We start from the raw sequence: 15316 nt of genomic DNA, 5'->3' as shown, positions 1-15316 counted from the left end.
GGCATCCTTCACGATCTCAGCCTGAAACCGCGTGGGGTGGCGGCAAACCCGGCTTCGACCAACACCGGCGCAAAATTGTTGCCGTGGATGGTTTCACCGTTCACCTTCTCGACGACGATCTTCTCGACGGACCTGTTCTTCACGATCTGGGCCAGAGACGTTGCTGCCGTGCGGAGTACACCGGGGTCGTCGGTGAACGTGAGGATGGTTCGACCGCCGCGTTCGACATAGAGCACCAGCTCGCCTTCGACAAGAACGACCAGCGCGCCAGCTTTGCGGCCTGGTCTGTGACCAGGTGATTCTTCGGCGTTCGATGCCGGCCAGGGGAGAGCCGCGCCGTACGGATTGGCGGGGTCGCACGCAGCAAGAGTGAGTGTGGCAGAAGAGGTATGGCGACCCTCGATCGATTCCCCGAACGTGCGCAGGCGATCCACGACGGCCGGTGTGGAGAACTGCGCACCCCCCAAAGTGTCGACGAAGTAGCCGCGCCTGGCCCGGCCGTTGTCCTCGAAAGTGCTGAGTACCTTGTAGATCAACGCAAATCCGCCGGGGACGTTCTCGCTGACCACGCTGCCGCGCGTGACAACTCCGTAGCGTTCGAGCAGGAGGTCCGCAGTCGCGTGTGCCCGTACCGTCGGATCGGGTTCGGCCGCCGGCAGCAGGAACCAGCGTCCGGCTGCGGTGGCCGGTCCGGTGCGCGCAGGCACTGCCGGACGCATCATTCCTCGATACGGACGGGCCCGGGGAACACGCCTCGGCGCGCGGTGGCTGGTTGTGGTTCGAGTGGTGTCGGACAGTAGGGCCCGAAGGGGAGCCAGAGTGTCGTTGCCGATGTGTCCGAGCCACACCAATTCCCACAGCGCGGTCGTGAGCGCACCGTCTTCCGGGTTGTCCAGCGCGTCGGCCAATTGACGGAAGAAATAGGCGCCACCAGCGATCAGGACGTCGAGGACTTGCCGCTGCAAGTCCGAGACATCGGTGTCGGCAGGTGGATTGAGGGTAGCCGGGGCAAGATCCGCCGGGTGCAGGACAACCCACCCATCCTTGGCCGAGATGGCTCCGGACCCCGACCACAGGACTTCGCCCGTCGAAGTCAGTTCGTCGAGCATGGCCGGTGAGTAGTCGGGGATTCGACTCGGCAGAATCAGCGATTCGAGCGCCGACGCCGGAATGGGAACTCCGGCAAGCTGATCCACGACAGTCGCAACACCGTCGATACCGCGGAGAGTGCCACCGACGTGCTGCCAGCGGGGGAGGAAGCGGCCCAACGTGGCGGTGCTGACCGGTTCCACATCCGCGCGGGCAGCAGCGAGTGAGCGTCGACGCAATCGCCGGAGAACCTCGGCGTCACACCATTCGCTCCCCGCTGATCCTGGCCGGAATTCACCCTCGAGTACTCGCTTCTCCAAGGCCAGACGGCCGAGAACGTCGCGCGCTACCGAAACGCCGATACCGAATCTGGCGGCCGCGTCGGCGAGCGTGAAAGGTCCGTGCGTGCGCGCGTAGCGGCTCAACAGGTCCTCGAGCGGCTGATCGACGGGTTCGATGAAGGCGGCGGGCACGCCGATGGGTAGGGGTACTCCGAGGCCGTCACGCAAGCGGGCGGAGTCTTCGATGGCCGTCCACCACTGTTGCCCGGCAAACGAAACATGAAGGGCGCGTTTGTCCGACACCAGCGTTTCGAGCCACGCGTGTGGGTCTTCGAGGGAACGCGCCGCTACCTCCTCCGTCGTGAGTGGGCCGAGCATGCGCAGTAGATCAGCAACACCTTCGAGGTCTTTTGCCTTGCGCTCCGGCACCAGCCGTTGCAGCTCACGCTCGGCTTGCTCGATGACACTGCCGTCGAGCAGCTCCCGCAATTCGACGCGGCCCAACAGTTCGGCGAGCAGTGTGGAGTCGAGAGAAAGTGCCGCTGCGCGTCTTTCGGCGAGCGGACTGTCGCCTTCGTACATGAACGCGCCGACGTAGCTGAACAGCAGCGCACTGGCGAACGGTGACGGTGACGCCGTCTCGACATCGACGATGCGGATCTGACGTTTGGCGATCTTGCCGAGAAGTTCCATGAGCGCCGGAAGGTCGTAGACGTCCTGGAGGCATTCGCGCACAGTCTCGAGCAGGATCGGAAACGTCGGAAACTTGCGAGCCACGTCGAGGAGTTGGGCGCTGCGTTGACGCTGCTGCCACAGCGGTGCGCGCTTGCCGGGATTTCGGCGGGGCAGAAGCAGTGCGCGAGCGGCACATTCACGGAACCGTGAGGCAAACAGTGCGGACCCGCCGACTTCCTGGGTGACCAGGTCTTCGATGTCCTCGACGTCGAATGCAAAGAGTTCGGCGCCGGGTGGATCGTTCTCGGTGTCCGGGAGACGGATGATGATGCCGTCGTCGGAGGCGGTGGGGCTGGAATCCACGCCGTATCGTTCCTGCAGCCGTGCACCGATGGCAAGCGCCCACGGAGCGTGCACCCGCTGGCCGTACGGGGAGTGCAGGACGAGGCGCCAATCACCGAGTTCGTCGCGGAACCGCTCGACCACCAATGTGCGATCCGACGGTACCTGCCCGGTCGCGTTCTTTTGCTCGCCCACCAGTTGGATGAGGTTGGTGGTTGCGTTGTGATCAAGGCCGCCGATTCGGCAGCGTTCGATCACGTCGGCCTCGTTGCCGAGCGCGGTCTCGCGGACGAACTGACCGAGGGCCTGGCCGAGTTCTGCCGGCCGTCCGAGACCGTCGCCGTGCCAGAAGGGGAGGCGCCCCGGCTGTCCGTAAGCGGGGCTGACCAGAACACGATCGAACGTGATTTCCTCGATGCGCCAACTGGTCGCGCCCAGGGCGAACACGTCGCCGACGCGGGATTCGTAGACCATTTCCTCGTCGAGTTCGCCGACTCTCGAAGCACGCTCACCCACCATGTACACGGTGAAGAGGCCGCGGTCGGGAATGGCGCCGCCGGAGGTGACGGCCAGACGCTGAGCCCCGGGACGTCCGGTGAGTGTGTTGGCTTCGCGATCCCAGACCAGGCGTGGACGCAGTTCGGCGAACTCGTCCGAGGGGTACCGGCCGGCCAGCAGATCGAGGGTGGATTCGTATGCGGAGCGGGGAAGTGTTGCAAACGAACCACTTCGGCGGACGGTGTCGAACCAGTCGTCGACGTCGATGGGTTCGAGTGCGGTGGCCGCCACTGTCTGCTGTGCCAGGATATCGAGCGGATTGGCCGGAACAGCCAGGGCTTCGATCTTGCCTTCGACCATGCGCTCGACGGTGACGGCGCAGTGAATGAGATCGGTTCGATGTTTCGGAAACACGACACCGCGGGATATTTCGCCGACCTGATGCCCGGCCCGGCCGACGCGCTGGAGTCCGCTCGCAACCGACGGCGGCGCCTCGACCTGGATAACCAGATCGACTGCGCCCATGTCGATTCCGAGTTCGAGGCTGCTGGTCGCGACGACGCACCGCAATCGCCCGGACTTGAGGTCGTCTTCGATGATGGCGCGCTGGTCTTTGCTGACCGAGCCGTGGTGGGCGCGTGCAAGCAGCGGTTCGGCACCGAAATTGACTTCGGTGGGAGTGCCGATCTGTGACGGCGGCTTCGGCATTTTGTCGACCGTAACACCGGTTCGCTCGGCGTGAATTTCGTTGAGCCGAGCCGTCAACCGCTCGGCGAGCCGCCGGGAGTTGGCAAATACGATGGACGAGCGGTGTTCGAGGACAAGATCGACTATCTGCTCCTCGACGTGTGGCCAGATAGAACCTGCTTGGGGCGTCGGGGATTCGGAACCGTCGGCCGGTGTTGCGATGCCCAGTTCCGTCATGTCCTCGACGGGAACGCGGACGGTGAGGTCGAAGGTCTTGGCCGCCGGCGGCGCGACGATCCTGATGGGCGCGGACCCGGAGAGGAATCGTCCTACTTCTTCGTGGGGGCGGACGGTGGCGGACAAACCGATGCGCTGAGCAGGGGACCCGAGTAGTGCGTCGAGACGCTCCAGCGAGAGGGCGAGATGCGAGCCGCGTTTGGTTCCGGCTACGGCGTGAACCTCGTCGACGATGACGGTGTCGACGCCGGCCAGCGTCTCGCGGGCCGCGGAGGTGAGCATCAGGAACAGCGATTCGGGCGTAGTGATGAGGATGTCCGGCGGCCGTTTGATCAACGAGCGTCGATCGGCGGGGGAGGTGTCACCGGAACGGACGCCGACGGTGATCTCGGGCGGCGTGAGACCGAGGCGTTTGGCGGTTTGAGTGATGCCGACAAGCGGCGCACGGAGATTGCGTTCGACATCCACGCCGAGTGCCTTGAGCGGTGAGATGTACAGGACCTTCGTGGTGCGGTGACTGTCGTCCTGCGCAGCCAACTGGTCGAGTGCCCACAGAAAAGCGGACAGCGTCTTACCGGATCCGGTAGGCGCCACGACAAGGGTGTGCGCGCCGCTTGCTATGGATTCCCACGCGCCGAGTTGAGCCGGTGTGGGGGTGCTGAAGGCACCGTCGAACCATTCTCGTGTCGCGGGCGAGAACTTTTCGAGGACGTCGGTCACGTATCCATAGTGCACCTGCCTACCGACAGCGTGTTCAAACCTGCCGAAGACCTCAGCGGGACTATATTTTTTCTGTAATCGGGACGATGTGGCTGTTTTTCGAGAAGGCGAGTGCCAGATGGAAGCTGTAATTATTGTTCTCGAGCTCATAGTGGTGCTCGGTGCAATCGTCATGGGCACTCGATCGAGTGGTGTTGCACTCGGCCTGTGGGGCGGTGCGGGCGTCGCCGTCCTTGTGTTCGTGTTCGGAGAGGACGTGGGTGCGCCGCCGGTCGACGCCCTTCTGATCGTGCTGTCCGTCGTTCTTGCGTCGTCGATGATGCAGGCAGCGGGCGGTATCGACTGGATGGTCACCATCGCGGCCAAACTGATCGAATCCAGGCCCAAACAGATCACCTTGATCGCACCATTGGTGTCGTTTCTGTTCTCGGTCGGCGCCGGAACGTCCAACATTCTGTATCCGCTGCTGCCCGTGATCTACGACGTGTCGTACAAGAACGGGGTGCGTCCTTCGCGGCCACTGTCACTGTCCGTGGTCTCGACCGGTGTTGCGCTGGCATGTAGCCCGGTATCAGCGGCTATGGCGGCGATGGTGACGTTGACGGACGTGTCGCCCTACGATTTCGAGCTCATCGACATCATCAAGATCACCTTTCCGGCAGCGGTGATCGGCATCATCGTCTCGTCGTTCGCGGTGAACCGTCTCGGTAAGGAATTGGCCGACGATCCTGAGGTGCAGGCAAAGCTGAAGTCCGGCGAACTGGCCGGCCCCGGCGCTGCGACCACCACGGAACTGGTCTCGACGAAGACCGGTCGCAACGCCGCACTGATCTTCCTCGCGGGTGTTCTGGCGATCGTGATCTTCGGACTCTTCAAGGAAATTCGACCCGAGGCCGCCGACGGCTCTCCGCTGGGAATGACCCCGATCATCGAGATGCTGATGTTCCTGGTCGGAACCCTCATCCTGCTCGTGTGCAGGCCCAATGTTGCCGACGTTCCGACATCGACGGTGTTCCGCGCCGGTATGGTCTCGGCGATTGCACTGTTCGGTCTCGCGTGGCTCACCGATACATTCATCAGCGCTCACTTGGAGCTGATCACCAGTACCGTTGGCGACTTGGTCAGCGCCGCACCGTGGATCTTCGCGCTCGGTGTCTTCCTGGTGTGTGTGCTCACCACCAGCCAGTCGACCGCTACCAGGACCATCGTGCCGATCGGACTCGCGGCCGGTATTGCTCCTGGCCTGCTGACCGGTATGTGGGCCGGAGCGTTTGCCGGTATCTATCTGCTGCCCACAAACGGTTCGCAGATCGCGGCAGCGAACTTCGACCTCTCCGGCAGCACGAAGCTCGGTACCAAGCTCGTTGACCATTCGTTCTTCCTGCCGACGATAATCCTGGCCGTGACCACGATTATCGCCGGCGCGATCTTCGGAGTGGTGCTCGGCTAGCTGTCGCGGTAGTGGTCCCAGCTCGCCTTGCACGCGTGGGCGAGCTGGTCCACCCGCTCCGGATCGGAGCTCGGCCAGTCGACGCCCGGTTCCATGATGTGTGCGGCGAGGGCATCGCCGAGCAGGAACTCGCGTTTGAACTCTGCCTGCACGGCGCTGAGTGTGATGCCGGCAGCATCCGCACGTGCTGACTGCTCGGCGAATCGCGCACCCGCTGCGATGATCTCGAAGCTGCCGAGATACGGCTGATTGAGCGCGACGGCGCCCGGATCGTCGACGTGAAATCCCTTGCGATGTGCGGCCGCGAGAGATCGAATGAGTTCGGGGTCCATTGTCACGGGATTGTCGCCGCGTCGATTGCCGTCGTGATCACCGCGATTGGACAGTGCCACAACGTCAGGGAGCCGATCCTCCTCGGGGCGAAGCACATTGACGGCACCGTCTCGCCGGGTGGTGTGGTTCATCGTGTCGTGGAATGACAATGTTGCGAAGGATCGACCCAGCTCGAAACTCTTCTCCGTCATGGATTCGATCAGAGCGTCACGAGTTGTCTCGTAGACTCCCAAACCGTGTTCGGCTGTCTCGGTGAACGTGTCGGCCAGACGCTTCCATCCTGCGTCGTCGGTCGGTTCCAGCAGCAACGGGTAGAAGGAGAACGTGACGGGGCGGACGGCGTCGACACCTGTGAGGTCGACCTTCTTACCCGCTCCAGCCTCATGAACACGTGCAAATGCTTCGCGCAGTGAGGCTTCCAGATTTTCCGGTTTCGCGCGATTGGGGTCGCGGATCATGCGCGGATGAGGATTCTCGACGTACACGATGCGCGGATCGATCTCGGCCCACCGACGCACGATCGCGCTGGTCGACATGTCGGTGAAATCGAACTGCAGGCGTCTGGTGAACTCGGGTGCCAGAAACTCGGCGAGCTCTTCCGGGATGGCTGAACCCGAATGCGGGCAGCTGACAAGAAGATCGGCGCCCGCGATCGCCTCGTCGAGTGCGCGTGATTCACGATCGGAGTAGAACGTCAGATCGTCAGGAGTGAATATGGTTCCGGCCGGAATGAGTACAGGTGCACCGTCGTTCGCAAGACTGTTCATGACACCGAGCGTAATCCAGGGCAGCGGGGTGCACTCGGCTAATCGCTCAGGCGCTCGACCAGTGCTGTCTTGATGCCGGGGCGAGTGGCGGCTACCAGTGTGAACGTGGCTTCACGCATCAAACGCTCGGCTGTGTTGCTACCCACCAGTGAGCGAGAACCGGTGGCCGTGACCAGAGCCGCGGCTACCCGGACTGCGAGCTCGGAGGCCGCGGCGCGAGCGGCAGACATGTCGGCGTTGCCTGCCAGAGCACTGTCGAGGTGTTCACGCGCCAGGCCGGCTTGGCTGTGGAACGGTTCCGCGTCGACTCCGAGATCCGCCAACTCTGCCATTGCGCGCCGCGCGACCCCCATCGCCATGGCTCCGTTGAACCACAGGCCGGGCAGTTGGCTGTTCTGGAACTGCTCGTCGTCGACAACTGCGGTGACGAGGGTGTCGGGGACGGCAAAACCGTCGAAAGCTATTCGGACGGTGTTGCTTCCGCGAGCGGCAATCAGGGGGAGTTCTTCGATCGACAGACCGGGGGCGTCGGTTGCCCGGACAACCGAGTGGACGATGGAATTGTCGAATTCGTCCCGGGCGGACACGAGAAGAACATCGACTATTCCCCAACCCGTGACGAAGGGGGCTATTCCGTCGAGGACGTATCCGTGATCGACGCGACGCGCCCACAACAGTGGAGGTCGGGGGATGGCGCCGGCGTAGGCCACACCGCCCTGCAGGTCTCCGCTGACGAGTCCGTCCCAGTACTGCTCGTGCAATGCGGTGTTGGTGGTCGATGCCAGGGCGCCGACGACGCCGTGATGCTGCATCCAGGTGAATGCGGTTGCGAGGCAACCGCCGCACAGTGTTTCGACAACCTCGACAAGTTCGGACGCCGACGGTCCGTCCTCGCCCAGCGCGGCCAGACCGTAGAACCCGTCGGCCGCGAGCGCGTCGAAATGACTGCTGGGAATTTCGCCGTCCGCGTCGACGCTGTCGGCGACGGGGAACAGAACGGTATCGGCGATCTCGCGCGCAAGCTCCGGCCACATGGTCACTGCTTCAGGGTATGCGGTGTGTCAGAAGGACGGGGGAGAACTCACGATCAGGAACCGAGCAATTCGATCGGTTCGGTTGAACCACCGATGAGGAATGGTCGCCGCGTACAGCAGTGTGTCCCCGACGTTCAGACGATGCCGTTCGTCCAGACCGACCTCGACGTCGACAGTTCCCTCGAGTACGTGAATGAACTCCTCGCCGGCATGTTCGGTGTGCTCACCAGCTTCGGAGTGCGGTCCGGCCGTGATTTCGTTCGGCTCCATGGTGTGCGACCCGGTGGAACAGAATCGGATCGAAGAATCGTGGGCCAGTTCGAACTTTCGCCCCTCATTCGCCCGCACCAGGCTGGACGGCGTGCGCTCGCCTCGAGCGAGAAGCGCGTGAGCGGTAGTGCCCAGCGATTGTGCGAGTCGGTGCAGATTCATCACGCTCGGTACGGCGCGCCCATTCTCGGTCTGACTCAGAAATGGCTGTGAGAGACCGGATTTCATCGCCACCTCACGCATGGTCAATCCGGCTTCCCTGCGTGCGTGGCGCACTGCGATACCGATTGCCGTTGCGATCGCCACTTGGTCGTCGTCCATGTGCTGAACATAGCAGTGCCACAGCGGCGCATTCGAGCGGAGAATTTCATTACATGCGCGAAACAAAATTGACCACAGCAAGAAATTATCGACGTGCTCAATAGGGCAGTACGCAAAACACTCCCAGCTACGGACGGAGATCGGCGCATGGCCATCCATCCAGTCGACGAGCGGTTGCCCTTTGCCCGCCAGTCAGCTTTTGCTCTTCAGCACGTCCTGATCATGTACACAGGCTGCATCACGGTACCGCTGGTGTTCGGTGCGGCCGTGGGCCTGGACCGTAGCACCGTTGCACTGCTGATCAGCGCCGATCTGCTTGTTGCCGGCATCATCACCATCATCCAGAGCCTGGGCGTGGGGAAGGTTGCGGGAGTACGGCTTCCGATTGTCTGCGGCGCCACGTTTGCGGGCCTGACACCGATGATTCTCATCGCCCAGGAATACGGATTGCAGGCCGTGTACGGCTCCATGCTGGTCGGTGGTGTGGTCGGAATCGCGCTGGCAGTACCGTTTGCCAAAATCGTTCGTTACTTCCCGCCGCTCGTCACCGGAGTGGTCCTGACCGTGATCGGTATCTCGCTGATCGGCGTCGCCGGTGGTCTGATCGTCGGAAACGATCCCACCGCACCGTCGTTCGCAGATCCCAAGAACCTCGCGCTGGCCGCGGCGGTCGTGGCGATCGCGGTCGGTTTCATCTGCCTCGGACGCGGTATGTGGACACAGCTGGGAGTGCTGATCGCGCTGGTCATCGGCACCGTGATCGCCATTCCGATGGGCCTGATCGACCTCGGTGGTGTATCCGGTTCCGCGTGGGTCGGTATTCCCATGCCCTTCCACTTCGGGGCGCCCGAGTTCCCGGTCACCGCAGTCGTGGCCATGAGCATCGTCATGGCAGTGGTTTTCGCAGAATCGACAGCCAGCATGTTGGCGGTCAGTGAGATCACCGGAAAGCCCTTGAAGAAAGCGGATTTGGCGCGCGGTCTGGTGGCCGACGGAATGTCCGGAGTGCTCGGCGGAATTTTCAACGCCTTTGTCGACACCGTGTTCTCGCAGAACGTCGGCGCGGTTGCGACCACTCGGGTGTACAGCCGATACGTCACCGCAACCAGTGGTGCCATTCTCATTGTTCTCGGACTGATCCCACGAATGGGTGAAGTTGTTGCAGCACTGCCTGATCCGGTGGTGGGTGGCGTCGGCATCATCTTGTTCTCCACGGTTGCCGTTGTCGGCATCAACACACTCCGCAAGGTTGATCTCAGCGATCCGATCAATACGACCATCGCCGCGGTCTCCGTCGGAATCGGTCTCCTTCCCGAATTCGCGGAAGGAATGTTCGAGAAGTTCCCGTCGTCGGCGCAGATCCTGCTCGGTAGCGGCATCACTTTGGCGGCGGCGTCCGCCTTCACACTCAACTTGCTCTTCAATCACACACGACTGGGCGAACTCGCCCGCAGTTCACGCGAGAGTCTTCCCGAATCACCTGCAGTCGCACAATCCCCGGTCAATACAGGAGACACCAATGTCGCAGTCACCGTCTGACTCCTTCGAAGTTCCCGTCATCGACATCTCACCTTATGTTCTGAGCGGTTCACCGCAGGAGCGGGCCCGCGTAGCCGCAGAGATCGACGACGCATGCAGCAGAGTGGGATTCATCCAGATTCGGGGTCATGGAATTCCCGTGGGAGCAGCGGCCGGTCTCGCCGCAGCGATGGATGATTTCTTTGCACTGCCGATGGAGGCCAAGAACGAGTATCGCGTTGCCGGAGCGAACCGCGGGTACAGCCCACCCAAGAGTGAATCGCTGAGTTTGAGTCTCGGAGTGGAATCCGCGACCCGAATGAACGATTTTTTCGAGGCGTTCAACATCGGCATCGAGGCGCGGTCGTTCACCGATCTTGATCTCTCCGAGGCGGATTACGGTGTCAACGTCTGGCCCGACGTCGGCGAATTCCAGGAACGAATCGAGTCGTACTACACCCACGCAGCTCGCGTGGCCCGCACGCTGACCACAATTTTCGACGACGCGCTCGGCCTGGCGCCCGGATTCTTCGACTCGATTACCGACCACTCGATCGACGTGCTGAGAATGAACAACTACGCGTTGCCCACAGGGACCGTGACGTTGGACGGTGAGCTGAAGGGGATGGGTGAGCACACCGACTTCGGGCTTGTCACCGTGCTGTGGGCCGATCAGGTCGAGGGACTTCAGGTGCTCGGGAGCGACCAGAGGTGGCACGACGTGTGGCCGGAAGACGATGCGCTACTGGTCAATCTGGGCGATCTGACAGCGCAGCTGACGAACGATCGCTGGATGTCGACGCTGCACCGCGTTGCGCCTCCCGTCGTGAACGGCACCATCAAGCGTCGTCGGTCCGCCGCGTTCTTCCACGACGGCAACGTCGATGCCGTGATCGAAACTCTGCCGAGTTTCTTCGACGAGTCCGGGCTGGCCTACGAACCCGTCTCCGTTCGTGATCACATCAAGGCCAAATTGGCCGGATCGCGGCAGGGTAAATCCAACACCGCCGCCGGGCGCGAAGCCGAGCGAGTTCGCATCGCAGCGCAGCTGGAGGCGACGTCGTGAATCCTCGCAATCTTGTTCTGGTCCATGGCGCGTGGGCCGGAGGCTGGGTCTGGGAATCGATGCTGGAACCGTTGCGGGAGCAGGGGTTCAACCCGGTAGTGGTCGATCTGCCCGGGGTCGGAGTTCTCGACAACGGCGTCGTCGTCGACTTGGACACAGTGACCGATCACGTTGTTGCGGCGCTCGATTCACTGGACGGACCGGCAGTGCTGGTAGGTCACTCGGGTGGCGGCATCGTGGTGTCGCAGGTTGCGGAGCGTGCTCCCGCGGCAGTCGCGGGAATCGTGTACGTCGCCGGGATGATGCTGCCGTCCGGCATGGACTTCGGCATGCTGTGCAACGAACTTGAACTGCCCGCGCCCGTCGGCATCTCACGATGGGTGGTCAGTTCCGATGACGGGTTCTCCACCGTGGTCCCGCCCGAAGCAGGTGCTGCGGTGTTCTTCCACGAGGCCCCGGTAGCCGACGCGATCACTGCGGCCCGCCACCTTGTTCCCCAACAGGAAACCGCACGGCTGATGGCGCCGACGATCACCCCCGAGCGCTTCGGAACGATTGCTCGCCTGTACGTCGAATGCACGCTGGACCGTACGGTTCCGATCGAGACGCAGCGGGAAATGCAGCAGCGAGTGCCCGGCGCGGCAGTGGTGAGCCTCGAGACCGATCACGCGCCACAACTGTCGGCGCGCGCCGAATTGGTCCGCGCGATCACCGAATTCGCCGGGGACGCGCTCAGCCGAACTCGACGCCTTGAGCCAGCGGCAGTTGGTTCGAGTAGTTGATCGTGTTGGTTGCGCGGCGCATGTACGCCTTCCACGCGTCGGAACCCGATTCACGTCCGCCGCCGGTGTCCTTCTCGCCGCCGAAGGCGCCACCGATCTCGGCGCCCGACGTGCCGATGTTGACGTTGGCGATACCGCAATCGGAACCGTCAGCAGCGAGGAACCGTTCGGCCTCCCGCTGGTCGAGCGTGAAGATCGAGGATGAAAGCCCCTGCGGTACGGCATTGTGTAGTGCGATGGCGTCGTCGAACTCGCGATAGGTGACGACGTAGAGGATCGGTGCAAAGGTTTCGGTGTACATGACCTCGCTCTGTGTCGGCATCCGAACCAGAGCCGGGCGCACGTAGCAGCCGGTTTCGCCCACGCGCTCACCGCCGCAGACGACGGTACCGCCGCTCGACTGCGCGGCGGTGAGCGCGGACTGCATCGCCTCGAAGGCGGCGTCGTTGATCAGTGGCCCGACCAGGACGCCGTCGTCGAACGGATTGCCTACCCGCAGTTGTGCGTACGCGGCAGAAATTCTTGCGACCAGCTCGTCGGCAATCGATTCGTGAACGATCAACCGCCGCAGCGACGTACACCGCTGTCCGGCAGTTCCGGCCGCCGAGAAGACAATTCCGCGGACTGCGAGATCGAGATCGGCTGACGGGGTGACAACGGCCGCGTTGTTGCCGCCCAGTTCGAGCAGGCTCCGTCCGAACCTCGCAGCCACGCGCGGCGCCACCTCGCGTCCCATGCGAACCGACCCGGTAGCACTCACCAGAGCGACCTGTGGATTGTCCACCAGGGATGCGCCGACGTCGCGTCCGCCGATCACCAGTTGGTGAACGTCGTGTGGGGCGTCGCACTCAGCGAGGGCTCGTCTCATCAAGGAATGACACGCAAGTGCCGTCAGGGGTGTGGTCTCGGACGGTTTCCAGACCACGGTGTCACCGCACACCAGGGCAATTGCCGTGTTCCACGACCAGACTGCGACGGGAAAGTTGAAGGCCGAGATGACACCGACAACGCCGATCGGATGCCACGTCTCCATCAGTCTGTGCCCTGGCCGTTCCGAAGGCATTGTCCGCCCGTAGAGTTGACGCGAGAGGCCAACTGCGAACTCGCAGACGTCGATCATTTCCTGCACCTCGCCCAGTGCTTCCGACGAGATCTTGCCGGCCTCGAGGGTGACGAGTTCCGCGAGATCAGCTTTGTGCTCGCTCAGCAGACGGCCGAGTTGCCGTACAACGCCGCCGCGAATCGGGGCAGGAACTGTGCGCCATTTCGCGAACGCATCGTGTGCCGCGGCAACCGCGCTGTGGACATCGTCAGCGGAATGTTGTTCCAGAGTGCGAAGTTCGGTGCCGGTAATCGGGGTGCGAGCCGTCAGGTTGCCGGTGGGCCACTCGGCGCCGCACCGAGCGAGCGCACAGCGGGCACGCTCGGCGAGAGCAGAGGGATCGGGAAGGTTCACGGGTGAGTCCTTTCACGGGAGGCGTCCTGCTGCGTGCGGTACAACTCGAACGGGTCGAGGATGCGGCGTCCGATCGCTCCCTCCAGTCGATCCTGCCCGTAATCGGCGCCGTCCGCATCGGAAACGAATCCGCCGGGAGAATCGAGATTGGACGCAAAGATCCCAGCGGCCGACGCGGGCAGGAAGTCCTCGTAGACGACAGGTTCGCGAATGATCGTCGAGCCGTCACGCCGGTAGGTGAAATAAGCCAGTCCGGCGTCCGCCAGACCGTCCTCGGTGGCGGGAAAAGCGTCCTCCCACACCGCCGTGTCGGGGGACGAGACGAGAGCGTCGTAGATATCGCGGCCCGTGCGGGTCAACGCTATGCCGCGAGCCTCGACTTCGCCGAAGCGAACCCGGACAGGGACATCATGCACCGAACCATCGGGTTCACGGAACGGGCGGTTCTCCGCCAATGCCCGAAACGAAGTCTGGCGCAGCAGGAGTGGTGGTCCATCCCGTCGCGGTGGTCCCTGAATGCGGTCGATCATGGTGATGCCGCGCTCGGTCATGCGCCGGTACAGATCGTCGATGTCGAGGACGCGCGGGGTGAGATGGTTGAGGTGGGTCGACCTTTGGCCGGCGATATCCGCGGCAACCGGGGAGATGAGCGCAAGTTCTCGGTACCAGGACGCGTCGATCGGCTCGGTTCCGAGGCGGAAGGCGCGTGTGGCGGCGTCGACGAAGTGTGTGGACTGTGGCTCGGACAACCCGTTGTCGCGCTGGGCGGCAGCGGCCAGGCGAAGCAGTTCGGGGGAGAAGAGCGACCGCGTGTCGAGGTACGCGGTGATACGGCGCTGGAGATCGGCGCTGAAGAAGCGCTTGTCTCCCGTCGCGAGGACCGAGGTGAAGACGCGGAACGGGTTCAACGCGAGTTCGTCCGGATCGGTGGGACGGAACGCGGTCGAGACGACGGGAACGGGAGGATCGGTGAGCCTGAGATCGTAGAACCCAACCGCCGACATCCCGAGGGCGTCGAAGATCATCGCGACGTCGCGCAGTTCGCCGAGAGTGCCCAGCCGGATCGCGCCGTGTCGTTCCGCGCTGATCCGGCCCAGGGTTCCCCAGCGCTCCGAACCAGGGTGAGCGGCGGTGTAATCCCGATTGACCTGCCGTGTTACGTCGACCAGTGTGTTGTATGCGGGAACCTCGTTGCCGTACATCCGCGAGAGTTCGGCGGCAAACCGAGAACGTAACTGCCACTTTTCAAGCATGTGTATGTCCGGTTACGTTAATCTTCGCGGGTGGGTGACGAACAGAATGACGGCGGTAGTCCTCCGGTCGACGACACGGACAAGTTGCTGATTCGAGAGCTCGTTGTGGACGGCCGTGCCACTTTGGCGAGTCTTGCCGACAAAGCGGGACTGTCGATCTCGGCTGTGCAATCACGGGTGCGCCGGCTCGAATCGCGCAACGTGATCCGGGGATACTCGGCCAAGATCGATCCGGAAGCCGTGGGTCAGAATCTGTCGGCATTTGTCGCGATCTCCCCTCTGGACCCTTCTCAACCCGACGATGCGCCGGCCAGGCTCCGGCACTTGCCCCAAGTGGTGTCCTGCCATTCGGTAGCCGGGGCCGAAAGCTACGTGCTCCTGGTTCGGGTCGCCTCGCCTCGGGCGTTGGAGGCGTTGCTGCAGGAGATCCGGACGGCGGCCAATGTGAGTACCCGTAGTACGGTCATTCTTCAAACATTTTACGACGAATGACCATTCTTCAGTAATTTTTACATCGAATCATCGACATTGCAATAA

At 63.0% G+C, this 15316-nt stretch carries 11 protein-coding genes; 5 read left to right on the top strand and 6 right to left on the bottom strand.

Annotated elements, in window-relative coordinates; genetic code table 11:
* Positions 1-8: 8 nt before the first annotated feature.
* Positions 9-4529: an ATP-dependent helicase gene (locus ACFRFQ_RS15720; protein WP_378659199.1), complete on the bottom strand. Its 4521-nt coding sequence runs from the start codon at positions 4527-4529 to the stop codon at positions 9-11.
* 118 nt (positions 4530-4647) lie between these two features.
* On the opposite strand from ACFRFQ_RS15720, the gene ACFRFQ_RS15715 reads away from it, so the two are divergent.
* Positions 4648-5979, top strand: a complete 1332-nt coding sequence (locus ACFRFQ_RS15715) for an anaerobic C4-dicarboxylate transporter (protein ID WP_378659196.1) — start codon at positions 4648-4650, stop codon at positions 5977-5979.
* On the opposite strand, the gene ACFRFQ_RS15710 is transcribed toward ACFRFQ_RS15715, so the two are convergent.
* Genes ACFRFQ_RS15710 through ACFRFQ_RS15700 form a run of 3 tightly spaced genes read right to left on the bottom strand, consistent with a single transcriptional unit; the run spans position 5976 to position 8704 of the window.
* Positions 5976-7079 (bottom strand): N-formylglutamate amidohydrolase, encoded by a 1104-nt coding sequence (locus ACFRFQ_RS15710; RefSeq protein WP_378659193.1) that lies wholly within the window; start codon positions 7077-7079, stop codon positions 5976-5978. The two genes, ACFRFQ_RS15715 and ACFRFQ_RS15710, sit on opposite strands and share 4 nt — an antisense overlap.
* A 38-nt stretch (positions 7080-7117) precedes the next feature.
* Positions 7118-8113 carry an acyl-CoA dehydrogenase family protein gene (locus ACFRFQ_RS15705; RefSeq protein ID WP_378659666.1) on the bottom strand — a complete coding sequence of 332 codons (996 nt, stop codon included), beginning with the start codon at positions 8111-8113 and terminating at the stop codon, positions 7118-7120.
* 27 nt (positions 8114-8140) lie between these two features.
* Complete coding sequence (locus tag ACFRFQ_RS15700) at positions 8141-8704, bottom strand: helix-turn-helix domain-containing protein (protein WP_378659190.1); 564 nt, start codon at positions 8702-8704, stop codon at positions 8141-8143.
* 147 nt (positions 8705-8851) lie between these two features.
* Between ACFRFQ_RS15700 and ACFRFQ_RS15695 the strand changes: the two genes are divergently transcribed.
* From ACFRFQ_RS15695 to ACFRFQ_RS15685, 3 genes are read left to right on the top strand one after another with little or no spacing between them, the layout of a single operon-like run.
* Positions 8852-10243, top strand: a complete 1392-nt coding sequence (locus tag ACFRFQ_RS15695) for a uracil-xanthine permease family protein (RefSeq protein ID WP_378659187.1) — start codon at positions 8852-8854, stop codon at positions 10241-10243.
* Complete coding sequence (locus tag ACFRFQ_RS15690; RefSeq protein ID WP_378659186.1) at positions 10224-11288, top strand: isopenicillin N synthase family dioxygenase; 1065 nt, start codon at positions 10224-10226, stop codon at positions 11286-11288. Before ACFRFQ_RS15695 ends, ACFRFQ_RS15690 begins: the two co-directional genes overlap by 20 nt.
* Positions 11285-12070 (top strand): alpha/beta fold hydrolase, encoded by a 786-nt coding sequence (locus ACFRFQ_RS15685; RefSeq protein WP_378659184.1) that lies wholly within the window; start codon positions 11285-11287, stop codon positions 12068-12070. Before ACFRFQ_RS15690 ends, ACFRFQ_RS15685 begins: the two co-directional genes overlap by 4 nt.
* Here the strand turns inward: ACFRFQ_RS15685 and ACFRFQ_RS15680 are convergent.
* Positions 12021-13526, bottom strand: coding sequence for an aldehyde dehydrogenase family protein (locus ACFRFQ_RS15680; RefSeq protein WP_378659181.1), 1506 nt, complete (start codon positions 13524-13526; stop codon positions 12021-12023). The two genes, ACFRFQ_RS15685 and ACFRFQ_RS15680, sit on opposite strands and share 50 nt — an antisense overlap.
* The gene (locus tag ACFRFQ_RS15675) at positions 13523-14779 is read right to left on the bottom strand and encodes a 2-oxoadipate dioxygenase/decarboxylase family protein (RefSeq protein WP_378659178.1); all 1257 of its coding nucleotides are present in this window, start codon (positions 14777-14779) and stop codon (positions 13523-13525) included. The genes ACFRFQ_RS15680 and ACFRFQ_RS15675 overlap by 4 nt, the downstream gene beginning before the upstream one ends.
* Positions 14780-14809: 30 nt before the next feature.
* Here ACFRFQ_RS15675 and ACFRFQ_RS15670 point away from each other — a divergent pair, with 30 nt between their 5' ends.
* Positions 14810-15271: an Lrp/AsnC family transcriptional regulator gene (locus ACFRFQ_RS15670; protein WP_378659175.1), complete on the top strand. Its 462-nt coding sequence runs from the start codon at positions 14810-14812 to the stop codon at positions 15269-15271.
* Positions 15272-15316: the final 45 nt, after the last annotated feature.

It is taken from the genome of Rhodococcus sp. NPDC056743, assembly GCF_042790355.1.
Classification (GTDB): Bacteria; Actinomycetota; Actinomycetes; order Mycobacteriales; family Mycobacteriaceae; genus Rhodococcus_F.
Note: the sequence above shows the minus strand (reverse complement) of the source record. Positions and strands in the feature narration are given on the sequence as shown.